This is a genomic window from Leifsonia sp. NPDC058194, assembly GCF_042883605.1.
Taxonomy (GTDB): domain Bacteria; phylum Actinomycetota; class Actinomycetes; order Actinomycetales; family Microbacteriaceae; genus Leifsonia.
Window position 1 is genome coordinate 129,646 of record NZ_JBHVVL010000005.1, and the last position, 24,824, is coordinate 154,469.

Consider the following 24,824-nt stretch of genomic DNA (forward strand, 5'->3'; position numbering starts at 1 on the left):
GCCTATCGACGTCGGACTGCATAGCTATGCAATAGGATGTCGCGCGTGACCTCGGATTCCTCCTCCACCGCCATCCGGCCCGGCAACGAACGCCTCTCCCTGATGACGAAGGTGGCACGGCTGTACCACGAGCAGGGCGTGCGCCAGCCCGAGATCGCCGACCGTCTCAACCTGTCGCAGTCGCGCGTCTCACGCCTGCTCAAGGAGGCGGTCACGCTCGGCATCGTCCGCACCGTCGTCGTCTCCCCGCTCGGCACGTTCACCGACCTGGAGGACGGCGTGCGCGAGCGCTTCGGGCTGCGCGACGTGGTGATCGCGGAGTCGTCCGGCGATGACGAGGCCTCCACGCTCTCCACGATCGGGAGCGCGGCGGCGTCGTACCTCGAGACGACCCTGCGCGCGAGCGACCGGGTCGGCATCTCGTCGTGGTCGTCGTCGCTGCTGGCGACGGTGGATGCGATGATGCCGCGACCGCAGCGCGCGGCGTCGACCATCGTGCAGGTGATCGGCGGCGTGGGCAACCCGTCCGTGCAGGTCAAGGCCACCCACCTCACGGAGCGCCTCGCCAGCGTCACCGGCGCAGAGCCGCTCTTCCTCGCGGCACCCGGAGTGGTCTCGAGCAAGGTGGTGCGCGACTCCCTGATCGCCGATCCGTACATCGCGTCGGTCGCCGAGATGTGGGCGCGGCTGACGGTGCTGCTCGTCGGCGTCGGCAGCCTCCAGCCCTCCCCCCTGCTCAAGGACTCGGGCAACACGGTCTCCGACGCCGAGATGGCGCACCTGCGCGAGCTCGGCGCGGTCGGCGACGTGTGCCTCCGCTTCTTCGACGCGGACGGGCAGCTCGTGCACAGCTCCCTCGACGACCGCGTGCTCGGCCTGAGCGTCGACGAGCTGCGCGCGGTCCCCCGTCGCATCGGCGTCGCGGGAGGCGCCCGCAAGGTCGAGGCCCTGCGCGCCGCCCTGCACGGCGGCTGGCTCGACGTGCTCGTGACCGACGACCGCACGGCGCGCAGCCTGCTCGACTGACGCGTCAGCGCAGGGTGACGACGGTCCCGGTCGCCGCCGAGACGGTCGCGGCTTCGATCACACGGGTCAGTTCGAGCGCGTGGCGCAGGTTCACCTCGGCGACCGCGCCCGCATGGATGTGGCCGACCCACTGATCGAACGCGCCGGGAACCGCCTCGGGAACGGGCAGCTCGGTCCATCCCTCTCCGTCCACCCCTCCGGAGACCAGCAGGCGCTCGCCGTCGTAGAGCGCGCTCGCCTCGGTCCCGCGCAGCTCCACGGCGAACGCGTGCGGGCGCGCCACGACGCTCGTCTCGAGCACGCCGATCCCGCCGCCGGGGAACGTCTCGGTGACGACGGCGTTGTCCTCGACCGGCCGTCCCGTCACGTGCCCGTACGTCGCGGCGACCGTGAGCGGATCGGCGCGATGGAACAGCCGGGTCAGGTAGACGGGGTGGCAGCCGAGGTCGATGAACGCGCCGCCCTGCGCGGCCTCGGGATCGCCGAAGCGCTCGGGCAGCCACCCGGCGACCCAGCCGTCGTGCGTGAGCCGGACGCGCGAGTACGTGAGCGCCCCCAGCGCGCCGCTGTCGAGCAGACCCTCGAGCGCCCGGGTGTATCCGTCGTAGAGGCGGGGCAGCGAGACCACGAGCGCGAGACGCGCGGCGGCGGCGGTCGCGACCAGCTCCTCCGCATCGACCGCCGTCGCAGCCAGCACCTTCTCGGTGAACACGTGCTTGCCCGCGGCCAGCGCGCGCAGGATCACGTCCCGATGCTGATTCGTCGCCGTGGTGACCGTCACCCCGTCGAGCCCGGGGCGTGCGAGCAGCTCGTCGAGGTCGCCGACGAACTCCACGCCGTAGTCCGCCGCAGCCTGACGCCCGCGGTGCTCGTCGTCGTCCCAGACGGCCACGAGCTCGGTTCCGGGATGCTGCTGCGCCGCCGTCGCGTAGTCGCTCGCGTGCACGTGCCAGAATCCGATCGCAGCGATCGAGAGCGGTTTCGCCATGATGCCTCCCCGCCCGAGGGTATCGTGGGTCGCCGAGCAGGGAGGGGAGCCGATGAGCACACCGCACGATCCGGCCGACGATCTGGAGAACCGCCGCGAGCATCTGGGCGACGTCAGCCAGGCGGTCCAGGACTTCGCCAGCGAACAGGAGGGCTACCACAAGGGCCTCTCGGCCCGGCAGCTGCAGATGATCGCCATCGGCGGCGCGATCGGCACGGGGCTCTTCCTCGGCGCGGGCGGCCGGCTCCAGCAGGGCGGCCCCCTGCTCGTGTTCGTGTACGCGATCTGCGGCTTCTTCGCGTTCCTCGTGCTGCGGGCGCTCGGCGAGCTGGTACTGCACCGGCCGTCGTCCGGGTCGTTCGTGTCGTACGCGCGCGAGTTCTTCGGCGAGAAGATGGCGTACGTCGCGGGATGGATGTACTTCCTCAACTGGGCGATGACCGCCATCGTCGACTCCACGGCCATCGCGCTCTACGTGAAGTACTGGAGCCTGTTCACCGTCGTGCCGCAGTGGCTGCTCGCCCTCATCGCGCTCGTCGTCGTGGTCAGCCTGAACCTGATCTCGGTGAAGGTGTTCGGCGAGATGGAGTTTTGGTTCGCCCTGATCAAGGTGGGCGCACTGGTGGCGTTCCTCGTCGTCGGCATCGTGGTCCTCGCGGCGGGATGGCCGACCGACCTCGGGCCGACCGGGGTCGCGATGCTCGCCGAGAACGGCGGATTCCTGCCCCACGGCGTCGCCACGATCGCGATGGCGATCGTGCTGGTGCAGGGAGTGGTCTTCGCCTACGCCGGGGTCGAGCTGGTCGGCATCGCCGCCGGCGAGACCGCGAACCCCGAGAAGATCATGCCGCGGGCGATCAACAGCGTCGTCTTCCGCATCGCGGTGTTCTACTGCGGCTCCGTACTGCTGTTGGCACTGCTCCTGCCGTCGAGCGCCTACAGCGCGAACGAGAGTCCGTTCGTCACCTTCTTCAGCCACCTCGGCGGCCCGCAGCTCAGCGCCGTCATCGGCTCGGTGATGAACTTCGTCGTACTGACGGCGGCGCTCTCGAGCCTGAACGCCGGGATGTACTCCACCGGCCGCATCCTGCACTCGATGGCCCAGACCGGCGCGGCCCCGGCCTTCACCTCGCGGATGAACGCGCGCGGTGTGCCGTACGGCGGGATCCTCCTCACGGCGGCGATCGGCGTCCTCGGCGTCTTCCTCAACCTGGTGGTGCCGGAGGAGGCGTTCAACATCGTGCTCAACGTCGCGTCGCTCGGCATCATCACGAGCTGGGGGATGATCATCCTCTGCCAGATGCAGCTGCGGCGCTGGTCGCTGCAGGGGCGCATCGCCCGGCCGTCGTTCCGGCTGTTCGGCGCTCCGTTCACGGCGTACCTGACCCTGGTCTTCCTGGTCGTCGTGCTGGTGCTGATGGCGTTCGACTACCCGACCGGCACGTGGACGGTGGCCTCGCTCGTCGTCATCGTCCCCCTGCTGATCGGCGGCTGGTACCTGCAGCGCGGACGCATCCTCGCGATCGCGCAGCAGCGGGAAGGGTTCACGGGGGCCCACCCGGTCATCGCCGCACGGCGCCCTCCGAAGCCCCCGCGCGACCGGCGGTAGACCGCGTCGTCGCCCTCCCGCCCGGCTTGTAAGGCAAGGCTTGCCTCTCTAGGCTGAAGGCGACATGAAGAACATCAGCACCCGACTGCTCCTCACCTGCGCCGCGATCGGCGTGGCCGGCGGCATCGTCTTCTCGATCTCCGCCTACATCTCGGGCACGGTCGCCGCGGCGGCGCCGATGTTCTACGGTGCGGTGATCGGCGTGTACTTCCTCCCCGGCGTGATCGCGCAGGCGCTGCTGCGCCGCGGTGGCGTCGCCCTCATCACCTCAGTGATCGCGGGACTCGTGTCGGTGCCGTTCCAGCCGATCGGGTTCGCGGCCGTCATGGCGGCCGGCTCGATCGGGCTGCTGCAGGAGGTGCCGTTCGCCATCGCCTTGTACCGGTACTGGAAGGCCTGGCTGTTCTATGCGGCGGTCACCATCGCCGGGCTGATCTTCGGCGTGGGCGTGTTCATCGCGCAGGGCGCCGACCTCGCGCAGCCGTGGGTGCAGGTCGTGCACATCGGTCTGTTCGTCGTCAGCCCCATCCTCTTCACCTGGCTCGGCCGACTCGTCGCCGCCGGGCTCGACCGCACCGGCGCCGGTCGCGGACTGCAGCTGCCGATCGTGCGCCCGCGGCGTCGCGACTCCGAGCCGCTGCCGATGATGGCCGCCTGACCGCCGTGGCCGAGGGGCCGGCGCCCCTGCGGGCGCACGGGGTGCGCATCCGTCACGAAGGCGCCGACGCGTGGACTCCGGACGGGGTGGATGTCGCCGTCGCGCCCGGCGAGGTGCTGCTGGTGCTGGGGCCGAGCGGGTGCGGCAAGTCGACCTTCGCGCTCGCACTGAACGGCCTCGTGCCGCACGCCGTGCCCGCCGAGCTGGTGGGGACCGTCGCCGTCGGCGGCGTCGACACGGCGAGCGCCCGCGTCGCGGAGCTCAGCGAGCACGTCGGCATGGTGTTCCAGGATCCCGACGCCCAGCTGGTCACCGCGACGGTGCTGGACGAGGTGTGCTTCGGCCCGGAGAACCGGCTGGTGCCGGCCGCGGAGGTGCTCGAGCGCGCCGAACGCGCGCTGCGGTCGGTCGGCCTGTGGGAGCGCCGTGCGGACGACCCGGACACGCTCTCGGGCGGCGGCAAGCAGCGGCTGGCGATCGCCTGTGCCCTGGCCCTCGACACCCCCGTGCTGGTGCTGGACGAGCCCACCGCGAATCTCGACCCCGTTGGCGCGGAGGAGGTCTACCGCCTGCTCGGCGCGCTGACCGCCGCGGGATCGGAGCGATCGGTGGTGCTCGTCGAGCACAACCTCGACGCCGCCATGGAGATCGTGGACTCGGTGCTGGTGCTCGACGGCCAGGGCCGGCCGGTGGCGCACGGTCCGGCTGCGGCGGTGCTGCGCGACCGGGCCGAGGAGCTCTCCGCCCTCGGCGTGTGGCTGCCGACCGCGACGCTCGCCGCGCTGCGCCTCCGGCACGCGGGCCTCGCGATCGAGCCGCTGCCGCTCACACCCGAGGAGCTCACGGCGGGGCTGGCAGGGCTGGCGGTGGCGTCCGCTCCCGAGTCCCCGGCTCCCGCACCTGCACCCGCCGCCGCTCCCGCTCCCGACGCGATCGCGGTCTCGCACCTCGCGCTGCGGCGCGGACGCCGCGAGGTGCTGCACGACGTCTCGCTCCGCATCGCCCGCGGCGACTTCGTCGCGATCGTCGGCCCCAACGGCGCCGGCAAGAGCAGCCTCGTCCAGGCGATCGCGGGGGTGCTGCGTCCACCGCGCGGCACGGTCGCGCTCGGCCGTCTCGACCCGTCCCGCGCCTCCGTCGCCGAGCTCGCCGCGGCGGTCGGCTTCGTGTTCCAGAACCCCGAGCACCAGTTCGTCGTCCACACCGTCGCGGACGAGCTCGCCTACGGTCTGCGGCAGCAGCGCCTCCCCGAGGCCGGGATCGACGAACGGGTGGAGCGGATGCTCGCGACTCTCGGCCTTCAGGCGCAGCGCGACGCACACCCCTTCCTGCTCTCCGGCGGCCAGAAACGACGGCTCTCGGTGGGCACGGCTCTGATCGCCGGAGCGCCCCTGCTGGTGCTCGACGAACCGACGTTCGGGCAGGACCGCGCGCGGGCGGCCGAGCTGCTGGAGCTGCTCGCCGCCCTCAACGCGTCCGGCACGACCGTCGTCGTGGTCACCCACGATCTGGGCCTCGCCGCCGAGTACGCCTCCCACGTCGCGGTGATCGACGACGGCCGGGTGGCCGCGTTCGGTGCGACGGCGGACATCCTGAGGGATGCCGGGCTGCTGGCACGCTCGGGGCTGCGCCAGCCACCGCTGGTCCGCGCGCTCGCGAGCCCGATGGTCCCGGCCGCCCTCCGCGGAGCGACCCGGTTGCGCGACCTGCCCGGCCCGGTCGGTGAGCCATCGTGACCTTCCTCTCCGCCGACCCCTACGGCACGGGCGGGGCGCCCGCCGGGCGATTCCTGCACCACCTCAACCCGCTCGCGAAGGTCGCGGCCGTCATCCCGGCGTGGGTCGCCCTCCTGTTCACCCGCGAGATCGTCACGCCGCTCGTGCTGCTCGCCGTCGGGGTGCTGGTCCTGCTCGTGGGGGCCCGCCTCCGGCCGGCGCTGCTCGTCGCCCTGCTCGTGGGCGTGCCCGTGGTCGTGGTGGTGATGGCGGTGAGCTTCGGCTTCTGGACGGACCCGTCCCGTGTCGCCGATCGCACCGTCCTGTTCTCGATCGGCGCGTTCGACTACACCGCCGGAGCGCTGGCGGTCGGGTTCGCGACCTCCCTGCGCCTCACCGCCCTGGTCGTCCTGGCCCTCGTCGGCGGGCTGACGACGACCGGGCCCGACCTGGCGCGCGCGCTCGTGGCGCAGCTGCGCGTCCCCTACCGGATCGGCTACACCGCCGTCGCCGCCTACCGGTTCGTGCCCCGGTTCGGCGCCGAGCTGACCCTCATCCGGCAGGCGCAGCGCGTGCGCGGCGTCGCGCCGGGCCGCGGGCCCCTCGCGGCGTTCCGCCGGGCGTTCGCCGCCGTCGTGCCCCTGCTGGCGTCGAGCATCCGTCATGCCGACCGGATGGCCCTGGCCATGGAGTCGCGCGCGTTCGGCGCCCATCCCACCCGCACCGAGCGCACGCCGTCGCGCTGGCGGGTGCGCGACACGGTCTTCACGGTCGCCGGCTGGCTGGTCACCGCGGCCGTCTTCGTGCTTCTCTGAGAAAGTTCTCACGTTCGTAACAAATTGCCGATAGGGTCGGACGACACCTTCTGTTTCTTGCGTCTGCAGACGCATCGCCGACGGATTCCTGCGCCACAAGCGCGAGTCGCGCACGCCTGCACCACACCTCACCAGAACGGAACCATCGATGTCCCTCACTCGCCTCTTCACGGGGGCGGGGGTCGTCGCGCTCGTCGCGACCTCCCTCGTCACCGGCGGAACACCGGCGGCGACGGCAGCGGCGACGGCGGTGCGTCTCGACGCCGCGCCGATCGTCACGCCCGTCTCCTCCCTGGTCCAGCCGCCCGCCAGCTACCCGACGCAGCCCCTGCTGCGCACCGTCGCCGACGACCCGACCGACGCGTCGATCGCCCGCGGCGTCACCCCCTACGACGAGATCGCGCCGAAGCTCAACACGCTGATGGCCCAGAGCGACCGGGTGTCCGCCCAGGTCGTCGGCTCGTCCACCCTCGGCCGCGACATCCACCTCGTCACGGTCACCGCCCCCGAGTCCACTGCCGCGACGGCGCAGCAGGCGGCCTGGCGGGCGAAGATCAAGGACGAGCCCACCGCCGCGGCAGTCGATCCGGCTCTGATGGCCGGCTACAAGGTGCCCATCTGGTTCAACGCGAACATCCACGGCAACGAGTGGGAGGGCACGGACGCCGTGCTCGACTACATCACCAAGCTCGCCACCGACCCGGCGGCGACGGATGTGCTCTCGCGCTACCGCTTCTACTTCACCGTGACGAACAACCCCGACGGCCGCATCGCCGGACAGCGCGCGAACGGCGCCGGATTCGACGCGAACCGCGACATGGTCACCGGAGTCACGCCCGAGGCGCGGGTGATCCGCGACCTCGCCGGCGTCATCCAGCCGACCTTCTACATCGACCTGCACGGCTACACCAACGTGCTGCAGATCGAGCCCTGCGGGCCGCCGCACGGCGAGAACTACGAGTACGACCTCTTCCTGCCGCACGCCTACGCGGCCGCGCGGGCCATCGAGGACGCCGTGGTCTCGGCGAACATCCCGGGCAACACCTACCTCGCGGCCAACGGCTCGGCGACCACGACCAACACCGGCAAGATCAAGATCCCCTACCGCGACGTGCGCTCGGGCTGGGACGACTGGCCGCCCCTCTTCACGCCGCAGTTCCTGGCCTACCAGGGCGCCGTGACGAACACCGTCGAGCTGCCCCTCGGCCGCACCGCCAACCAGACGACCAACCAGGCGAACGCCAAGGTCAACATCGAGGTCGCCGGTGTCGTGCTCGACAGCGCCGTCGACTACGTGGCGGACAACTCCGCGGCCCTGCTGGCGAACCAGATCGAGATCTTCCGCCGCGGCGCCACCGGCGAGCCGCTGAAGACCATCCCCGCGGACGTCGACCCGGCGAACGTGCCGGCGCCGAACGAGTGGGCGACCATCTGGGACGAGACCGACGTGTACACCGCGGAGTTCCCGCGCGCCTACGTGATCCCGGTCGACGGCGCCCAGCGCTCCACCACCGACGCCGCCCGGCTGGTCGACCAGCTGATCGCCAACGGCGTCGAGGTGCAGCGCGCCGTCGAGCCGTTCACCGCGGGCGGGACCGCCTACGCGGCGGGCTCGTACGTGATCGACATGCACCAGCCGCTGCGCGGCATGGCGAACGTGCTCCTCGCCGACGGGTCGGACATCTCGACGCGCGTGCCCGACATGTACGACATCTCCGCCTGGAGCCTCGCCCTCCTGTGGGGCGCGGACGTCGACCGCATCGGCGCGACCACCGACGCGGCCGTCACCGCGCGGACCGAGGCCGTGACGAAGGCCGCCGCGACGGGATCCCTCCCGGCCGCCGGCAGCTACCTCGAGCTCGCCACGACCGGCGTCGCCGAGTACCAGGCCGTGAACGCGCTCCTCGCCGCGGGCATCCCCGTGTCGTCGTTCGCGGACGGCAGCGTCATCCTGGGTCGCGACGTCACGACGAGGGCGGCGGCCCAGGAGGTGGCGAACGGCTACGGCGTCGCCTTCAGCGCCTCCGACGGATCGCGCCTGCGGAGCGAGCCGAGCACGGGGCTCACCGCCCTGCGCGTCGCCTACACCGGCACCCAGGACGACCGGGTCACCCTCGAGCGGCTCGGCTTCCGCGACATCGTCAACGTGACCGCCGCCTCCCTCACGAGCGGCGCCGTCACCCTCGACGACGTCGACGTGCTGTGGATCGGCTCGGCCCTGTCGTTCTCGGGCACCCAGACCGCCGGCCGCGACGCCGTCACGGCCTACCTGGCCGCCGGCAAGGGCGTGGCGGGCAAGGGCACCGCGATCGCGGCCTTCTCGACCACGTTCGGGATCACGACCGCGACCGCGACGAGCGGCACCTCCGGCTCGAACGGCATCGTGCGCGTCGCGAACGCCGAGGGCGGCCTCCTGACCGGGCACACGGCGGACACCGCGTTCATCTATCCCGCGGTCTGGTACACCGGGCTCGGCGAGAACGCCGCCGTCCAGCAGCGCTACGCCACTGACGGCACCTTCGTCTCGGGCCACTGGGCCGACGCGGCGGGCCGCAGCCGGGCGGATGCGGCGGGCCAGGCGTCCGCTGTGTCGGCGACCGGACCGACGGGCTCGCGCCTCGTGATGCTCGGCACCTCGGTCAACTTCCGCACCCACCCGGTGGGCAGCTACCCCTCCATCGCCCGCGCCCTGCTCTGGGCCGCCCCGACGGCCGACGGCGTCACCGCCCCGGTCGCCGAGGAGGACCTGACCGAGGAGGTCCGCGGCAGCGTCCGCGTGCCCGACACGGTCACCGTCGGCGAGACCTTCCGTGTCGAGGTCGGCGACGCCGACGGCACGACGGTGCGCGCCGTGCTGTTCTCGACCCCGGTCGAGCTCGCGACGGCCGTTGTGGCCGACGGCGGCTTCTCCGTGACGCTTCCGGCAGGCACCGCACCCGGCGTGCACCGGCTGGCGGTCGTGACCGACGCTGGTGCGCTGCTCGGCTGGGACGACCTGACCGCCGTCGCGGCCGTGGTCCCCGGTGGGGACGGTGGCACGGGCGGAGGCACCGACGGCGGCACGTCGACGCCGGGCGGGACCACGGTCTCCGGCGACCTCGCCAGCACCGGCAGCTCCGTCACCCTTCCGCTCGCTCTCGGCGGGCTGGCCCTGCTCGCCGGAGCAGTGGCCCTGATCGTGGCCCGCACGCGTCGCGACCGGCAGGAGGTCGACGCGAGCTGACCCACGCGGCGACGGGCCCGCCCCTCTGCGGAGGGGCGGGCCCGTTCGTGTATCACCCGCGGAGGGGTGGGTGTCAGGAGGCGGACGGCCCTTCGTTGCCGGCCGACTCGTCCGTGATGACCAGCCCGGAGGCGCGACCCGCGGCCACGATCATCGACTCGATCCAGTCGCGGTTGATGCTGATCGCCCGCGAGCCGCTGTAGTAGATGTGGATGGGCACGCCGTTGTCGACCCAGATCGCATGCCGGCCGCTGCCGCGCTCGACAGGGAGCGGCCAGGACAGGAAGAAGTTCTCCCCGCGCCGCAGCTTCGTGCTGATCACGATCTGCAGGTGCGTGAGCACCCGGTCGTCGATCTCGAAGCTCTCACCGTTGTACGCGAGGGTTCCCACAGTCAGCCTTTCAGCGGCGCCGGGCCGGGAAGGGCGCCTTGAGGCAGGATACCCGCACCCGGCGACGCGACCGGTGCGGCGCGGTACAGTCGGAGGTGCGCTCTCGCACCCAGCCTCGGAGGTACTCCCGCACATGATCGTCAACCGGCTCACCGTGGATGGAAAAGACTACTTCCTGCCGGAGCCCGTGACGGAGCTGCGCACGAAGATCCTCGAGGCGGTCAAGGCCGGCGGCGGCTACGTCAACATCCCGCCGCTGCGCTCCGGCCCGGGCGTCGACATCCTCTTCTCGCCGGGCATGCCGGTGGTGTGGACCCAGATCGACGTCGGCGGCGACGGCTCCGACGACGCGCCGGTCGTGCAGTCCGACGCAGACCTCGACAGCCTCTGAGGGCCTGCTCAGCCCCCACCAGCACTCAGGCGCGTGCGGCCTCGTGCAGCCACTCGCCGAACCGCTGCTCGTCGGCGGGCACGGCGATGAGGTAGCCCTGGGCTCGATCGCAGCCCAGGGCGCGCAGCCGCTCGAGCTGGGCGCGGGTCTCGACGCCCTCGCCGACGGTGCGCATCCCGCGCTCGTGGGCGAAGTCGATCACGGTGGCGATGGTCTGCTCCGCGTCGTCGGGTGCGACGAGGCGGCGGTCGAGTTTGAGTTCGGAGGCGCGGAGGTCGATCACCCGCCGCGGCGAGGAGTGCCCGGCGCCGAAGTCGTCGATGGAGACGACGACGCCGATCTCGCGCAGCCGGTCGAGACGCCCGGCGACCCGCCCGGGATCGGCGATCACGGTCTCCTCGGTGACCTCCAGCGTGAGGCGGGTGGGGTCGATCCCCGAGCTGTCGAGCTCTTCGCGCACGCTCGTGTAGAAGTCCTCCGTCGCCAACTGGGACGGCGCGACGTTCACGGCGACGTCGAGCGGCGGGCCCTTCCGCTGCCATGACGCCGCAGCACGGCACCCGGCGCGCAGCATCTGGCGGCCCAACTGATGGATCGCCCGGGTGCGCTCGGCGATCGGGATGAAGACGGCGGGCGGCACGAACCCGAACTCGGGGTGTCGCCACCGGCCGAGCAGCTCGGCGGCGACGACGCGACCGGTCGGCACGGAGATCTGCGGCTGGAAGAACGGGACGATCTGCTCGTCCGCCACCGCGGCGGGCAGATCGGCGACCAGACGCTCGATCGTGCTCGACTCGCGGATTACCGACATGACTGCGATCGTTCCCGATCCCGCCGCGGGAGTCAACGGGGGTTGCGTTCGAGCCGTTCGGGTGTATACCGCGAATCGCTCCGCAGCTCTATCCCTCCCGACGCCGCGTTCGACACCTGATAATAGGGAGTCCGATCCGAGCATCCCGAACCACCGGGCCCCGACCGAGGAGCCGCATGACCATCGTCACGTCCGACGACACCGACGCGACCCCCGCACTCCGCCGCAACAACGTGCGCGTCAGCGGAACCGCCACAGGACGCCCGCTGATCTTCGCGCACGGGTTCGGGTGCAGCCAGGAGATGTGGCGCCTGGTCGCCCCCGCTTTCGAGTCGGAGCACCCGGTCGTGCTGTTCGACCTCGTCGGCTCGGGAGGCTCCGACCTGTCCGCCTACGACGCCGGCAAGTACGACTCGCTGCACGGCTACGCCGACGACGTCATCGAGATCGCCGAGGAGCTCGGCCTGTCCGACGCCGTCTTCGTCGGGCACTCGGTGAGCTCGATGATCGGCGTGCTCGCGGCCATCCGCCGTCCGGACCTGTTCGGCGCGCTCGCCCTCGTCTCCCCGTCGCCTCGGTACGTCGACGACGGCGACTACCGGGGAGGCTTCACCCAGGACGACATCGACGGGCTGCTCGACGCCCTCGACCGCAACTACCTCAACTGGTCGGCGACGCTCGCGCCGCAGATCATGGGGAACCCGGACTCCCCTGAGCTCGGCGACGAGCTCACTGAGAGCTTCTGCCGCACCGATCCGCAGATCGCCCGGCAGTTCGCGCAGGTCACCTTCTTGTCGGACAACCGCCGCGACCTGGCCAAGGTGACCGTGCCGACGCTGGTCCTCCAGTGCTCGGACGACATCATCGCGCCGATCGAAGTGGGCCGTCACGTGCATGAGAACATCGCCGGCAGCACCTTCGTGCAGCTCGCCGCCACCGGTCATTGCCCGCACCTGTCCGCCCCGCAGGAGGTCGTCGCCGCCCTCGCCGGGTTCGTCGCCCTCCCCGGGCCCGTCGGCGAGCCCGTCTCGGAATGACCACGGACGACGCCGCCGCGCTCTACGACGCGGCGCCCTGCGGCCTGCTGACGACGGATGCGGACGGCCGCATCACCCACGCGAACGCCGCGCTGGTGGCGTGGACCGGCTTCCCCCGGTCCGAACTCCTCGGGCGCGGCTTCGCCGACCTGCTCGACCCGGGGAGCCGCATCTTCTACGAGACGCGCCAGCTGCCCGTGCTCCTGCTCGACGGGGAGGTGCACGAGGTCGCCGTGAGCATCGTCGCCGCCGACGGCACACGGCTTCCCGCCCTGATGAACTCCACCACGGTGACGGATGCCGGCGGTGCCGTGCAGCGGATCGACGTCGCCGTGTTCGACGCCACCCGCCGCGAGGACTGGGAGCGTCAGCTGCTCGCGGCCCGGCGCGCGGCCGAGGAGTCCGAGGCGCGCACACGCGCCCTGCAGGAGGCGTCGGCCGCCTTCGCCGGCTGCGACACCGAAGACGCCCTGGCCGAGACCCTCGCCATCGGGGCGCGGCGCGCGTTCTCGGCCGCCGGCTCCGCCGTGCACTTCGCGACCGCCGGCGGTTTCGTGCTCGCCGGGGGCACGACGCCCGTCGACCTCCACACCCTGCTCGACGGCCGCGAGCTCGACGAGCACATCCTCGTGCTGGGCACGGATGAGGAGGCAGCGGACGAGGAGGCAGCGGACGGGCAGGCCGGCGAGGAGGCCGGCGACGACGAGCGCGACGAAGGGCGCGGGGACCTCGCGGCCGCGCTCGAACAGGCCCGGGTCGCCGAGCTGACCATCACCCCCCTGCTCGACGGCGCCCAGGTGATCGGCGCGATCACCTGCTTCTTCGGGCGTGCGCGGGGGCTGGACGGCCTCCAGACCGACCTGCACTACGCGCTCGCCCGCCAGGCCGCGCAGGTGCTCCGCCGCATCCGGCTGCAGGCACAGCTCGAGGCGTACGCCCTCCACGATCCGCTGACCGGTCTCGCCAACCGCACGCTGCTGCGCACCTGCCTCAGCGATGCCCTCGACACGGCCATCGAGGCGCACACGCCGATCGCCCTCGTCTTCGTCGACCTCGACGGCTTCAAAGAGATCAACGACGAATTCGACCATCAGGTCGGCGACGCGGTGCTGCGGGAGGTCGCGAGCCGCCTGAACGCGACCATCCGTCAGGACGATGTCGTCGGGCGGTTCGGCGGAGACGAGTTCCTCATCGTCTGCGAGGGTGCCGACGAGTCCGCTGCCGAGGCGATCGCGGAGCGGGTGCGGGAGGCGATCCGGCGGCCGCTCGCCGGCATCGCGGACGAGCGTGCGATCAGCGCCAGCATCGGCGTCGCGGTCTACCGGCCGGCGGGCCGCGAGCCGCTCTCCACCTCCGACATCTTCCGCTTCGCCGACCGGGCGATGTACGCGTCGAAGGATGCGGGCAAGGACCGCGTGAGCGTCACGACGATCTGAGCCAGTCGCTCCTGCGCCCGAGGAGGTCGGACGGGTCGTCGTAGACCTGCGACGCTCCCGCCTGGAGCAGTTCGTCGGTGCCGCTGCCTCCGGAACGGACGCCGATCGAACGAACCCCTGCACGCTTCGCAGCACGCGCATCCCAGACGGCATCGCCGATCATGATCGCCTCGTTCGCCATCGCACCGGCCCGGTCGAGAGCGACCTGGAGGATACCGGGATCGGGTTTGGCCTCCTCCACGTCGTCCGCCGATGTCGTGGCGGTCACGGCGTCGGAGGCATCGAGGGCATCCAGGAGCAGACGGAGCTCGTCCTGGGGTGCGGATGTGGCGAGCACGGTGCGCACACCGTCTCGGTGCAGCGAACGCAGCAGATCGCCCGCACCTCCGAACGCCACGAGCCGGTGGGCGAGGTCCCGGTAGTTGCGGGAGTGGAGGTCCTTCGCCCGTGCGATCCACTCGTCGTCGCGCTCGCCGACGAGGGATCGGAGCAATCGAGCAGAATCCTGCCCGATCGCCCGGTGGATGCGCCATGCGTCCACATGGACGCCGCACTCGTCGAACGCACGCTGCCACGCGTCGACGTGCAGGTAGTTGGAGTCGACGAGAGTGCCGTCGACGTCGAAGAGGACCACGGATATCGTCATGCTCCTGCTTACACCCCTTGACAGAACTGTCCACTCCCGTACGTTGGTTAGCGCACTAACCGGATGGCAGGCCGGACCGGTCGAGCCGGGCGGCAGTACTGCATCCCCGGTTACGGCGGCGGCCTGGAGGCGGGGGTCTCACCGGGTCGCCGCCGCGCTTTCCGGTAGGGCCCGGCGCCGCGTCCTCACGGTGACGGGGGCGTGGCGGATCGGTCAGCGAGCGGGCGGGGAGTCCACCCGGGCGATGCTCGCTGCCTCCTCGAGCGCGGGCAGGGCCGCACGCAGGGCGGCGACCTGTGTCGCGTCGAGTCCGTCGAGGATGCGGGTGACGGCGCGCGCCCGGTCGGAGCGCGCCTCCAGCAGCAGCTCGATGCCCGCCTCCGTGCCCGACACGAAGAAGGAGCGGCCGTCGTCGGGGTCGGGGCTGCGCTCGACCAGGCCGCGCGCCTCCAGCTCGGAGACGAGGCGGGTGACGGTCGGGGCGGCGACCTGCTCGGTCGCGGCGACCTCGCTCGGGCGCAGCGGACCGGTGCGGACGATCGTCGACAGTGCGGAGAGCTGGCCGTGGCTGAGGCCCCCGGTGCCGGAGCGGATGCGGCGGTTCAGCCGTCCGACGGCGAGCGCGAGCCGTCCGGCCACGTCGTCGCGGTCGGGTCCGTTCGTGTCGTCATGCTCGGGCTGCACCCACGTCCTCGCCTTCGTCGCTGGTGGACCGCTCGGGCGCGATCCCCTCCCCATGAACATACTTGGCTCCGCCCGCGAACGAGGCGATGGCGCCGATGACGCTCATGATCGCCGCGGCGAGGAACACGATCACGAGGCCGTCGTGGAACGGCCCGGAGATCAGCTGCGGGAAGAACTCCTTGCCCGTCAGGGTGGCGGCGTCGACGTGCGGACTCGACAGCAGGCCGGTCGGAGCGAGCAGGCTCTGGATGGGGTTGTAGCCCAGGAACGCCGCGAACAGGCTGCCGACGGGTGGGGTGTTCCCGATCTGGGCGGCGACGCTCTGCGGCACGCCGTGCGTCGTGAGGCCCTGGGTGAGTGCGGTCGGCAGGGCGACGGAGAGTCCCGCGATCATCAGGGAGAAGAAGATGCCGATGGAGAGCGAGCTGCCCGCGTTGAGGGCGGCGCCCGCCATGCCCGATGCGGCGCCGCGTTCGTTCGGCGGCACGCTGTTCATGATGGCCGTGCGGTTCGGGGACGAGAAGAGGCCGGAGCCGATGCCGTTGAGGCCGGTCAGCAGTGCGAACTGCCAGTACTCGAAGTTCACCGGGATGAGCAGCATCCCGACGAAGGTGGCGGCGACGAGCAGCAGGCCGACGGTGGCGAAGGCGCGCGAGCCGAACCGGTCGGAGAGCGCGCCCGAGATCGGGCCCGCGATGAGGAACCCGATGGTGATCGGCAGCATGTAGATGCCCGCCCAGAGGGGCGTCGACTCGTAGCTGTACCCGTGCAGCGGCAGCCAGATGCCCTGCAGCCAGATGATCAGCATGAATTGGAGGCCGCCGCGCCCGATCGCAGCGAGGAAGCCGGCGAAGATGCCGGCCGAGAACGGCCTGATGCGGAACAGCCGCATGTCGAACATCGGCGACGGCACCTTGAGCTCGACGAATACGAACGCCACCAGCAGCAGGAGGCCGCCGATGATCGATCCGAGCACCCACGGGTTGCCCCAGCCCTGGCTGCTGTCGCCGTAGGGCTGGATGCCGTAGGTGATGCCGGTGAGCAGGGCGATAAGCCCGATGCCGAACGTCGCGTTGCCGAGCCAGTCGATGCGGCCGGGGTTCTTCTGCCCGACCTCGTGGAGCGACTTGATGGACCAGATGGTGCCGATGATGCCGAACGGCACGGAGACGAAGAACACCATGCGCCAGTCGATCTCGGCGAGCACGCCGCCGAGGATGAGTCCGATGAACGATCCGGCGATGGCGGCGACCTGGTTGAGGCCCAGCGCGAAGCCGCGCTTGTTGGCCGGGAAGGCGTCGGTCAGGATGGCCGTCGAGTTCGCGAACAGCATCGCACCTCCGATGCCCTGCACGAAGCGCCACGCAATCAGCCACATGGCCCCCGGCCCGCCGGTGAACGGGTCGAGGCAGAGGGCGATCGCCGCGATCGTGAAGATCACGAAGCCGAGGTTGTAGATGCGCACGCGCCCGTACTGGTCGCCCATCCGGCCGAACATCACGACGAGCACCGCGGTGACGAGCATGTAGCCCATCAGCATCCAGAGCAGGTAGGAGACGTTGCCGGGCTCGAGCGGGTTCAGCTTGATGCCGGTGAAGATGGCCGGCAACGAGATGATGACGATCGACGAGTTGATCGTCGCCATGAGCATGCCGAGCGTGGTGTTCGAGAGCGCCACCCACTTGTAGTGCGGGTGGTCTTTGGTGAAGATGCCGGTGCGGGCCACGGGAGCTTCCTGACTGGGGTGCGTGTGCGTACGTGGGGGATCTGGTTGCTTTATATGCATTAACTATATATCCGCACGGAGCCGCCGCGACCGACCCGCGAGGTTTAGGGTGACTGTGAGACACAGCTCAAGTTGGCAGTTGCACAGCGCAGTTGGCAGTAACGCACAACCGAGTTGGCAGTGCACAGCGCACTTGGCAGTAGCCGGCCTTAGTTCATTCGAGTCAATCGGACAGGTGCGCGAAGGTTCACAGCCGCAAGATCCGCCTAGGCTCCCACCTCACGACCATGCTTCCTGGGCGCCGGCCCCCTCATTCAAAAATGGAAGCCTATTCGCCGACAACCAGCTGGGCGCGCTTTTGGATCTGGAAGTCTCTTGCCCCGGGTAAGGTGAGCGAAACCCGGCACGAGCCAGAAAGCGAGATATCGATGCCCACGGGACCGCTGCACTACCGCACCTATCAGGATTCGACAGGAATCGGCGTCACGGAGTGCCGATGCATGATCGGCGCCGACCATCTCGACGACGGCAGCGTGGTCGATAGTGCCGATGACGAAGGCGCAGCCGATGGACTGAGTGTCTGGGATGCCGCCGAGATCTGGGCATCGCGAGGGAAAGACGAAGACGACACTTTCGGCTTCAGCGCCGAGGAGCTTGAGCAAGCGCTCAACGAGAACTAACTAACGGTTGCGACGCCTCGCTTCCTCTCTTGGCCCCATGACCCGCTAGATACTGTCAAGTCGAGTTGCACAACGCAGTTGGCCGTTATGCACCACATAGTTGTCGGCGCAGAACGTAGTTGGCAATGGCTATCATTGAGCCGCATCCCTCGCCCCGGGCGCGAAGCGAGGGCTCGGCTCTCCCCCAAGGTGGAGCACTTTCGCGTTTCTCCGGGTCAGTCCAGCGGTGCGCGGCTAGTTCTGCAGTCGAAGATCCTCATCTCGCTCGACGGCGTCGCCATCGCCAGCACGAGCAAACGGTCGCGAGTCAGCGTCACGCCACCTAGCGCTGAACGGCGTGGATTGCGGCGAGGTGGTCGGAGTGTCACTCAGTTCGGGCCGCGTCCATCGGAAGACTTCATGGGTGCCGGCGGCAATCCCCAGTCCCGGGGCGGCCAAGGGGATCTTGCCGAGCTTCTTGTCTCTTAGGCATGCCGTCCAGGTGATGGATTGTCATCCGAGCGCTACATCGTCGTGCCTATGCCCTCAAACGCTCACTCCAGATAGATGTCAACGAGTCAAGCCGCACAAAATCGATGGTCACCAACGTATAAACAAACACAACAATTGCCACTCCGATGGGGCCGTTGCTACCGATAAAGGCGAGGGCGTCGCGATCGGCGAACCGGTCGGAGCAGGAGCCGCAGCCGGGGTCACCTCCACTGCGGCAAGGTTCCATTGGTCCTCGGTCGGTGCGGTGTCGTTGATGGTGACCGCGGTACCGGCTGCCCCTGTCGTTCCACTGGTGCGTTGCATCCAGAAGTCGTCACCGACGGCAGCATCGGCGAACTCGTGGACCAGAGCCTGACCCGCACCCAGCGTTCGTGCGGTCGAATCGTCCCAGTCGTTACCGACACCCACGACCTGAGAGCCGGCACCCGTCGTCGTCACGGTGACGGACGATCGCGCTGACGGCAACACGCCAAAAGCGGGTTCGACACATCGGAACCTCCATCTTCATCTCGGGTCATGTTTTCAACGCTTCAGACCGAAATTGTCATGTTTCCGGGGGTGACTGACGTTGTCGCTATGTCTCGCCGCAGGAATCTTCACCGACTTCGGCTAGAGAGTGCAAGCATTGTGGGCCCACCGCTGATCGCTGAAGAGCAGTCCAGCCCAATTCACTGCGCAGCCGAATCAGGACGAAGCTCCGTGTTAGCCTCACCTGCTCGATCATCGAGAAGCTGCACATCCAGGGCCGCGTCCCGGGAAACGTCACCCAGATGCCATCAGAGTTGCTGCCGACCAAATAGCTCGGCCCACGATAGCTGTTCCGGAGCTCGAGTCGAATTCTGTGGGTGAACACCTGAAGTGGTGAAACCACCAGGAATCGGGCGCAGAACCCGAGTATCAAAACACCCGACACGATAGCAACTGGGTGGCCACTCGTTACGAGAAGCGCGCCGAGAACAACTCCCAGAACCAACACCGCAATCGCGATGCGAACCCGGGGGACCAATCCGAGATTGGCGAACGTGACTACGAATGCCCTATTCCACAGATCCTTCGTCGTCACCGCAGTCGGCGGACCGAACACCACACCCGCGCCGGTCTTGTCCCGTCGGCCCACCGCTCCAGGCACACCGTCGTTCGCCTCATTCGTCGACATCGTGCTTCACCGTTTCATCCGTCCTCACCGAGATCCTCAGAAAGAAGACCTTCGTCCACGAACCAGTTCGGATCGTTGCGGGGTCGTGTCGCCTCGGTCCACCACGCTTGGAGCCAATTGTAGGAGTGCTTGGTTGCCATGAGGGCGGTGAACCCACTTGGTCCCAGTTCGTCGTAGCTAGAGATGTATGCGTTGGCTGTTCCCTCTGTGTCTTCGCGGGCATTAGCGCTAAGCGACACGAGCGTGTCGTAGGTCGTCGTAATTGGTGGCCCAAGCACTCTTTCTGCACGGTTGACTACTGGAACGTATCCGGGGATAGAAAACGACGGCGCAGCTGGTTTACATACGGCCTGGTGCCCAGAAGCGCTAGCGACCAGGCGGGAGCCATGCGCGACGACGCGGCCACTATTGATGGCAGCGAGAGTGATCGGGGCTACAGACCTGCCGTGCGGTCCTGCATCGGTCAGCATGAGCCCCCAGCATCCACTCAGGTCGTTTCCATTCACCGGGTCGTTCGGGTAGTTGTAGGCGTTGGTGTTGCCGCCGGCCACGGGGTCGATCGAGAGGAACCGTCCGAACAGCGGCACGTACTGTCGTGCTCCCATTTCGGTGGTGTCGATGGAGCCTTCGTGCTCATAGAGTTTCTGATGCGATCCTTCCCACCCGTAGGTTGCACCTTGGGGTGTGTTCGCTGGCACCGCGTCGTCGGCTCCCAGCGTTCCTATGAGTCGGGTAGTGGGGTCGATGGGGTTCCCGAATGGGTCGTATTGGGCGAGTTGTCCTTGCCGGACCCCTGACCCATCGGTGGTGATGATGACGTCGCCGTGGATGTTCGGGAACGACCACGCCGAGGTGGACACTTGGAGGGAGACGACCACACCACCGGGAAGTGCGAGGGTGCGCTCGGTGACGCCACCCCCGGTGGTGAGGGTCCAGTCGGGGCTATCGCCGTCACCGCTGAAGCTGTAGCGGACGGTGTTGCCGGGACCTGAGACCGGGGTGACGGTGCGGCCGACGATCCGCCCGGTGACGTCGCGGATATAGCTGACCGTCGGCCCACCCGATGTCGTGGTGGAGATGTGACGGTCGGACTGGTCGTAACCGATCGTCTGGTCGGCCAGCGTCGTCGTGTTGCCGTGCACATCATAGGAGAGGGTGCCGGCCCCGAGGCTGGTGGTCGCGATCGGCGAACCGGTCGGAGCTGGGGCCGCAGCCGGGGTCACCTCCACTGCGGCAAGGTTCCATTGATCCCCGGTCGGTGCGGTGTCGTTGATGGTGACCGCGGTACCGGCTGCCCCTGTCGTTCCACTGGTGCGTTGCATCCAGAAGTCGTCACCGACGGCAGCATCGGCGAACTCGTGGACCAGAGCCTGACCCGCACCCAGCGTTCGTGCGGTCGAGCCGTCCCAGTCGTTACCGACACCCACGACCTGAGAGCCGGCAGTCGTCGTGGTCACGGTGACGGACGGTGCACCCGAGGCCGCGCCTGCGGCAGCACTGGCGCCGATCCCGGCAGCGCCGGAGTAGGCGAGGACGCTGATCGACTTGTGGTAGCCGTTCGTGTTCGACAGGGTCGCGGTGACCGAGGTGTTGGAAAGGGTTCCGGGTGTTGTGGCTGTCCAGATCTCGCTGGTCCCGTAGCGGGTGTTGGCTCGCTTGACGAGACTCCAGGTGAGACCGGCTCCGGTGACGGTGGCGGTCTGCCCCGCCGTTTGGCCGGGACCATCGGCGCTGACCAGGGCGACCAGCACGTCCCCGGACTTCGTCGAGGCTTCTCATGCTGCGGCTCTGCGGCTAGCCCTTAGTCCGCGCCCGGAACGAGGTACCACCTCGGAGCTATCACCCTCTGAGTTGCTGGACTTCAGCCGGAGCAGGATGGCAACACCCGCGGCGTGGCGTGAAGCACAGGAGCGCCTCGCACGTGCTGCCGATTCGAGGCGTGAGGGCGCCAACGAGTCGATGCGTCGCTATCAGGTCGAAGCGAAGCGCCGCCAAGCCGCGAACCAGCAGCGCTGGACTGGCTCATTCGAGGGTCCGGCAGCTCCAGCGTCGAGCACTCGAATCACGGTGTACCAAGGTGGCGCGCCCGGACTCGGCAAGCGCGCGTAGCGGCGCTCACTCCTCTACCCCTGGGGACGTCGGTTCGATGACAGACAGGCGCCCGGTCGGGTCGACGCTGCTCACCGGCAAGGCTTTTACGTCCGAGTGGATGCTGCGGCCGCATCGACGGAACCGGGTGCCATCCTCGCACGCCGATCCCCTCCCAGGCTTCCACTTGGAGCCCGCGGCTGAGGCGGATGGTGCGGGGCCCGACCCGCATCATCCGCAGGCATTCCCGAAACGCCGTGCGTGAAGAGGGCGACGGTATGCGCAACCGCCGCCATCCGTAAGAGAGAGTCAGCCGCAAGCTCTGGTTGTGCGGGCCAACAGGGTTGATCCGCGGCTCCGCCGAGCACTTCGTCGAAACAAGCGCCCACAACGCCTCCTGACACCGTCCAGGCAGAAGTCGATCAAAATCACTGCCAACATGGATTGTGCATGCGACCATGGCGGGCACCAGCGAAACCCGCGTCATCTTCACTGCCACCTGCGTTGTTCAACTGCCAACTCAAGCTGCGTCTCGCATTAGGGTGACGACATGACACTGGGCGACGGTGACGGCGATCCGTCCGAGGGCGCTCCCCGGCGTGACCCGCCGCCGCGTGAACCGTACGTCGGGATCAATGAGGCCTGGGCTACGAAGCTGTTCGTCGACCCGTCGAGTCCCCACGCCGCACAGCGACGCCGCCTGATTCATCGGGCAATGGTGGTGTCGACCGTTGTCTGCGTGGTCGGAGGCCTAGGGCTCATCGTCGTCGGGCTCGTCGCCGTCCTCAGCAACTGAGCTGTCGTCTCCCGCGAGGTTCACGTCGTGGTCGCTATTCCGGCGGAATGAGCGCCACAACGTGAACCTCGACGGGTGGCGGCGCCGCTCAGCCCGCGTGGCCCTGCACGAACCGGGAGGCGGCGATGTCGATCAGCCCGGCGTCGGGCACCAGGGGCGGGATCGACGGGTCGTCCGGGAGTTCGATCGCGGCGGTGAGACGGATGTCGCGCGAGGACGCACCGACGGCGATCCGGAACTCCCCGCCCTCACGGCGCCAGAGGCCGGGCCGGCCGTCCGGGCGCAGCGCCGCGGAGTCCCAGTACGCGAAGTCGCGGCTCTCGAGGGAGAACGCGACCCGCGCCGACTCCCCCGGCTCGATGAGCACCTTCTCGAAGCCGCGGAGCTCGCGCACCGGACGGTGCACCTCAGCGTCGGGGTCCCCGACGTAGAGCTGCACGATCTCGGCGCCGGCGCGGGCGCCGTCATTGCGGACCGTCAGGGCGACCTCCACGCGGGCGGCAGCAGCGTCGACGACATCGACCGAGAGGTCGCCGTACGAGAAGGTCGTGTAGGAGAGGCCGTGCCCGAAGGGGTACCGCACACGCCGGTTCAGTGCGTCGTACCAGCGGTAGCCGATGAAGACGCCCTCGCCGTAGAGCACGGTGCCGCGCTCGCCGATCCAGTTCGGGAAGCCGGGGGTGTCCTCGACGGCCAGCGGATAGGTCTCGGCGAGCTTGCCGGAGGGGTTGGCCCGGCCGAAGAGCACGTCGGCCACTGCGTGACCCGTGCCCTGTCCGCTCAGGCCGGCCTCGACGATGGCGTCGACCCGATCGTGCCACGGGTCCAGGGAGACCGGCGAGCCGTTCGAGAGCACCACGGTGAGCGACGCCCCCGTGCGCTCGCGCACGTCGGCGAGCCGGGAGATCAGGGCGACCTGGTCGGCGGGCAGGTCGAGGGAGTCGCGGTCGTTGGCCTCCTGCTCGTACGAGAGCGGCAGCCCGGCGAAGACGACGATCGCCTCCGCCTGCGCCGCGAGGGTCGCGGCTTCGTCGATGAGTCGCTCTGCGGCGGCCGAGAGGGGGCCGCGGCCCGCGCGCTGGACGGCCTCGGCGAGGTGCAGCTCCTTGGCGAGCGTCGCCGACCGTCGGGCGACCGCCGGCTTCTCCTCGTCGAAGCCGACGCCGTGCGCGGCGAGGATGGCGAGGTTGTCGTCCTGGTACGCGTTGCGGATGGCGTGCACATAACCGGGGGCGAACGTGACCCGGTCGCCCGCGATGGCGCGCACGGCCTCGAGGGGGACGTCGACGAATGTCGGATCGACACCGGAGGACCCTCCGCCCTGGATGCGCGCGTGCTCGGCGAACGCCCCGATCACGGCGATCCGCGCGTCACCGTGCTCGGCGAGCGGAAGGACCGGCGCGGCCGCCTCGGAGGCGGACGTGTTGCGGAGCAGCGTGATGCAGGCCGCGGCGGCCTCCCGCGCGAGCCGGTGGTGCTCGTCGGCCCGCAGCAGCACGAGCTGCTCGCCGCTGAGGCGGTCGCCCGCGGTGTGCCCGAGATCCATCACCGCACCGTCGACCTGATCAGCGGCGGGATACGCGCGGGCGACGAGCGCGAGCACCCGTCGCGCGGCCCGGTCGACGACGGACTCGTCGAGCTCGCCCGCACGGACGGCGGCGACGACCTCCGCGTCCGTCCGGCCCGCGGTGCCCGGCATCTCCAGATCCAGACCCGCCCGCAGGGCGGCGACCCGGTCGTGCACGGCGTTCCAGTCGGAGACCACGGCACCGGCGTATCCCCAGTCGTCGCGCAGCACCTCGGTCAGCAGCCAATGGTTCTGCGAGGCGTGGACTCCCAGCAGCCGGTTGTAGGAGCACATCACGGTCCACGGGTCGGCGAGCCGGACGACCCGCTCGAACGCGGCGAGGTACGTCTCGCGGAGGGTGCGCTCGTCGGCGACGACGGAGATCCGCGTGCGCTCGATCTCCTGGTTGTTCGCGGCGAAGTGCTTCAGCGAGGTCCCGACGCCCGTGGACTGCACGCCGTCGACGTACGCTGCGCCGAGTTCGCCCGCGTGGAGCGGATCCTCGGAGAAGTACTCGAAGTTGCGCCCGCAGAGCGGCGAGCGCTTCATGTTGACGCCGGGCCCGAGGACGACCTGGACGCCTTCGGCCCCGGCCTCCTCGCCGATCGCGGCACCGACCCGGCGCATCAGCTCCCTGTCCCAGGACGCCCCCATCGCCGCGGCGGTCGGGAAGCCGGTCGCCGGCACCCACACCATGTCGACGCCGGTCTCCTTGCGCAGTCCGTGCGGGCCGTCGCCGACCTCGATCGCGGGGACGGGCGCGGGCAGGCCGGGGCGGTCGATCGTCTGGGTGAACCAGTCGTCGACGCCCGAGAGCAGCGACGCCTTCTCCTCCAGGGTGAGCGCGGCCAGGGTTTCGTCGACATCGAACGGGGGGACGTGCATGGTG

At 69.7% G+C, this 24,824-nt stretch carries 20 protein-coding genes; 11 read left to right on the forward strand and 9 right to left on the reverse strand.

What is annotated here, in order from left to right; all coding sequences use genetic code 11:
• Window positions 1–45: 45 nt before the first annotated feature.
• Entirely contained in the window at window positions 46–1,026 is a 981-nt protein-coding gene (locus ACFVU2_RS17920; RefSeq protein ID WP_387877140.1) for a sugar-binding transcriptional regulator, read from the forward strand.
• 4 nt (window positions 1,027–1,030) lie between these two features.
• On the opposite strand, the gene ACFVU2_RS17925 is transcribed toward ACFVU2_RS17920, so the two are convergent.
• The gene (locus ACFVU2_RS17925) at window positions 1,031–2,014 is read right to left on the reverse strand and encodes a Gfo/Idh/MocA family protein (RefSeq protein WP_387877142.1); all 984 of its coding nucleotides are present in this window, start codon (window positions 2,012–2,014) and stop codon (window positions 1,031–1,033) included.
• A 52-nt stretch (window positions 2,015–2,066) separates the two neighbouring features.
• Between ACFVU2_RS17925 and ACFVU2_RS17930 the strand changes: the two genes are divergently transcribed.
• The 5 genes from ACFVU2_RS17930 to ACFVU2_RS17950 all read left to right on the forward strand — a co-directional run bounded on the left by ACFVU2_RS17930 (window position 2,067) and on the right by ACFVU2_RS17950 (window position 10,034).
• Window positions 2,067–3,623: an amino acid permease gene (locus ACFVU2_RS17930; RefSeq protein WP_387877145.1), complete on the forward strand. Its 1,557-nt coding sequence runs from the start codon at window positions 2,067–2,069 to the stop codon at window positions 3,621–3,623.
• A 64-nt stretch (window positions 3,624–3,687) separates the two neighbouring features.
• Complete coding sequence (locus ACFVU2_RS17935; RefSeq protein WP_387877148.1) at window positions 3,688–4,281, forward strand: ECF transporter S component; 594 nt, start codon at window positions 3,688–3,690, stop codon at window positions 4,279–4,281.
• Between the two features lie 5 nt (window positions 4,282–4,286).
• On the forward strand, window positions 4,287–6,017 hold the full coding sequence (locus ACFVU2_RS17940) for an ABC transporter ATP-binding protein (RefSeq protein ID WP_387877151.1): 1,731 nt from the start codon (window positions 4,287–4,289) through the stop codon (window positions 6,015–6,017).
• Complete coding sequence (locus tag ACFVU2_RS17945; protein ID WP_387877154.1) at window positions 6,014–6,811, forward strand: energy-coupling factor transporter transmembrane component T family protein; 798 nt, start codon at window positions 6,014–6,016, stop codon at window positions 6,809–6,811. The genes ACFVU2_RS17940 and ACFVU2_RS17945 overlap by 4 nt, the downstream gene beginning before the upstream one ends.
• Window positions 6,812–6,959: 148 nt before the next feature.
• Window positions 6,960–10,034 carry a M14 family zinc carboxypeptidase gene (locus ACFVU2_RS17950; RefSeq protein ID WP_387877155.1) on the forward strand — a complete coding sequence of 1,025 codons (3,075 nt, stop codon included), beginning with the start codon at window positions 6,960–6,962 and terminating at the stop codon, window positions 10,032–10,034.
• 73 nt (window positions 10,035–10,107) lie between these two features.
• On the opposite strand, the gene ACFVU2_RS17955 is transcribed toward ACFVU2_RS17950, so the two are convergent.
• Window positions 10,108–10,425: a hypothetical protein gene (locus tag ACFVU2_RS17955; RefSeq protein ID WP_387877157.1), complete on the reverse strand. Its 318-nt coding sequence runs from the start codon at window positions 10,423–10,425 to the stop codon at window positions 10,108–10,110.
• Between the two features lie 133 nt (window positions 10,426–10,558).
• On the opposite strand from ACFVU2_RS17955, the gene ACFVU2_RS17960 reads away from it, so the two are divergent.
• A complete protein-coding gene (locus ACFVU2_RS17960) occupies window positions 10,559–10,816 on the forward strand; it encodes a hypothetical protein (RefSeq protein WP_387877159.1) in 258 nt (85 codons plus the stop codon).
• A 25-nt stretch (window positions 10,817–10,841) separates the two neighbouring features.
• Here ACFVU2_RS17960 and ACFVU2_RS17965 read toward each other — a convergent pair whose 3' ends face one another.
• Window positions 10,842–11,627 carry an EAL domain-containing protein gene (locus tag ACFVU2_RS17965; RefSeq protein ID WP_387877161.1) on the reverse strand — a complete coding sequence of 262 codons (786 nt, stop codon included), beginning with the start codon at window positions 11,625–11,627 and terminating at the stop codon, window positions 10,842–10,844.
• 176 nt (window positions 11,628–11,803) lie between these two features.
• On the opposite strand from ACFVU2_RS17965, the gene ACFVU2_RS17970 reads away from it, so the two are divergent.
• Together ACFVU2_RS17970 and ACFVU2_RS17975 are read left to right on the forward strand one after the other, a co-directional pair.
• The gene (locus tag ACFVU2_RS17970) at window positions 11,804–12,664 is read left to right on the forward strand and encodes an alpha/beta fold hydrolase (RefSeq protein WP_387877164.1); all 861 of its coding nucleotides are present in this window, start codon (window positions 11,804–11,806) and stop codon (window positions 12,662–12,664) included.
• Window positions 12,661–14,100, forward strand: coding sequence for a diguanylate cyclase (locus tag ACFVU2_RS17975; RefSeq protein ID WP_387877166.1), 1,440 nt, complete (start codon window positions 12,661–12,663; stop codon window positions 14,098–14,100). Before ACFVU2_RS17970 ends, ACFVU2_RS17975 begins: the two co-directional genes overlap by 4 nt.
• Here ACFVU2_RS17975 and ACFVU2_RS17980 read toward each other — a convergent pair.
• From ACFVU2_RS17980 to ACFVU2_RS17990, 3 genes are all read right to left on the reverse strand, one after another.
• Window positions 14,087–14,746, reverse strand: a complete 660-nt coding sequence (locus tag ACFVU2_RS17980) for an HAD family hydrolase (protein WP_387877169.1) — start codon at window positions 14,744–14,746, stop codon at window positions 14,087–14,089. The genes ACFVU2_RS17975 and ACFVU2_RS17980 overlap by 14 nt on opposite strands.
• A 213-nt stretch (window positions 14,747–14,959) precedes the next feature.
• Window positions 14,960–15,430 carry a MarR family winged helix-turn-helix transcriptional regulator gene (locus tag ACFVU2_RS17985; RefSeq protein ID WP_387877170.1) on the reverse strand — a complete coding sequence of 157 codons (471 nt, stop codon included), beginning with the start codon at window positions 15,428–15,430 and terminating at the stop codon, window positions 14,960–14,962.
• The gene (locus ACFVU2_RS17990) at window positions 15,414–17,156 is read right to left on the reverse strand and encodes an MFS transporter (protein WP_387877173.1); all 1,743 of its coding nucleotides are present in this window, start codon (window positions 17,154–17,156) and stop codon (window positions 15,414–15,416) included. Before ACFVU2_RS17990 ends, ACFVU2_RS17985 begins: the two co-directional genes overlap by 17 nt.
• A gap of 320 nt (window positions 17,157–17,476) precedes the next feature.
• On the opposite strand from ACFVU2_RS17990, the gene ACFVU2_RS17995 reads away from it, so the two are divergent.
• A complete protein-coding gene (locus ACFVU2_RS17995) occupies window positions 17,477–17,836 on the forward strand; it encodes a hypothetical protein (protein WP_387877176.1) in 360 nt (119 codons plus the stop codon).
• 579 nt (window positions 17,837–18,415) lie between these two features.
• Here ACFVU2_RS17995 and ACFVU2_RS18000 read toward each other — a convergent pair.
• Together ACFVU2_RS18000 and ACFVU2_RS18005 are read right to left on the reverse strand one after the other, a co-directional pair.
• On the reverse strand, window positions 18,416–18,766 hold the full coding sequence (locus ACFVU2_RS18000; protein WP_387877179.1) for a hypothetical protein: 351 nt from the start codon (window positions 18,764–18,766) through the stop codon (window positions 18,416–18,418).
• Window positions 18,767–19,498: 732 nt separating this feature from the next.
• A complete protein-coding gene (locus ACFVU2_RS18005) occupies window positions 19,499–21,235 on the reverse strand; it encodes an RHS repeat-associated core domain-containing protein (RefSeq protein ID WP_387877182.1) in 1,737 nt (578 codons plus the stop codon).
• Between the two features lie 887 nt (window positions 21,236–22,122).
• Between ACFVU2_RS18005 and ACFVU2_RS18010 the strand changes: the two genes are divergently transcribed.
• A complete protein-coding gene (locus ACFVU2_RS18010; RefSeq protein ID WP_387877184.1) occupies window positions 22,123–22,368 on the forward strand; it encodes a hypothetical protein in 246 nt (81 codons plus the stop codon).
• A gap of 88 nt (window positions 22,369–22,456) precedes the next feature.
• Here ACFVU2_RS18010 and ACFVU2_RS18015 read toward each other — a convergent pair whose 3' ends face one another.
• Complete coding sequence (locus ACFVU2_RS18015; RefSeq protein WP_387877186.1) at window positions 22,457–24,820, reverse strand: beta-glucosidase; 2,364 nt, start codon at window positions 24,818–24,820, stop codon at window positions 22,457–22,459.
• Window positions 24,821–24,824 lie beyond the last annotated feature (4 nt).

Bases quoted from the DNA above. Each gene is read 5' to 3' on its own strand.
- ACFVU2_RS17980 (WP_387877169.1), bottom strand. From the start codon at position 14,746: ATGACGATATCCGTGGTCCTCTTCGACGTCGACGGCACTCTCGTCGAC.
- ACFVU2_RS17930 (WP_387877145.1), top strand. From the start codon at position 2,067: ATGAGCACACCGCACGATCCGGCCGACGATCTGGAGAACCGCCGCGAG.
- ACFVU2_RS17970 (WP_387877164.1), top strand. From the start codon at position 11,804: ATGACCATCGTCACGTCCGACGACACCGACGCGACCCCCGCACTCCGC.
- ACFVU2_RS17960 (WP_387877159.1), top strand. From the start codon at position 10,559: ATGATCGTCAACCGGCTCACCGTGGATGGAAAAGACTACTTCCTGCCG.
- ACFVU2_RS17965 (WP_387877161.1), bottom strand. From the start codon at position 11,627: ATGTCGGTAATCCGCGAGTCGAGCACGATCGAGCGTCTGGTCGCCGAT.
- ACFVU2_RS17950 (WP_387877155.1), top strand. From the start codon at position 6,960: ATGTCCCTCACTCGCCTCTTCACGGGGGCGGGGGTCGTCGCGCTCGTC.
- ACFVU2_RS18010 (WP_387877184.1), top strand. From the start codon at position 22,123: ATGACACTGGGCGACGGTGACGGCGATCCGTCCGAGGGCGCTCCCCGG.
- ACFVU2_RS17935 (WP_387877148.1), top strand. From the start codon at position 3,688: ATGAAGAACATCAGCACCCGACTGCTCCTCACCTGCGCCGCGATCGGC.
- ACFVU2_RS17975 (WP_387877166.1), top strand. From the start codon at position 12,661: ATGACCACGGACGACGCCGCCGCGCTCTACGACGCGGCGCCCTGCGGC.
- ACFVU2_RS17995 (WP_387877176.1), top strand. From the start codon at position 17,477: ATGGAAGCCTATTCGCCGACAACCAGCTGGGCGCGCTTTTGGATCTGG.
- ACFVU2_RS18015 (WP_387877186.1), bottom strand. From the start codon at position 24,820: ATGCACGTCCCCCCGTTCGATGTCGACGAAACCCTGGCCGCGCTCACC.
- ACFVU2_RS17925 (WP_387877142.1), bottom strand. From the start codon at position 2,014: ATGGCGAAACCGCTCTCGATCGCTGCGATCGGATTCTGGCACGTGCAC.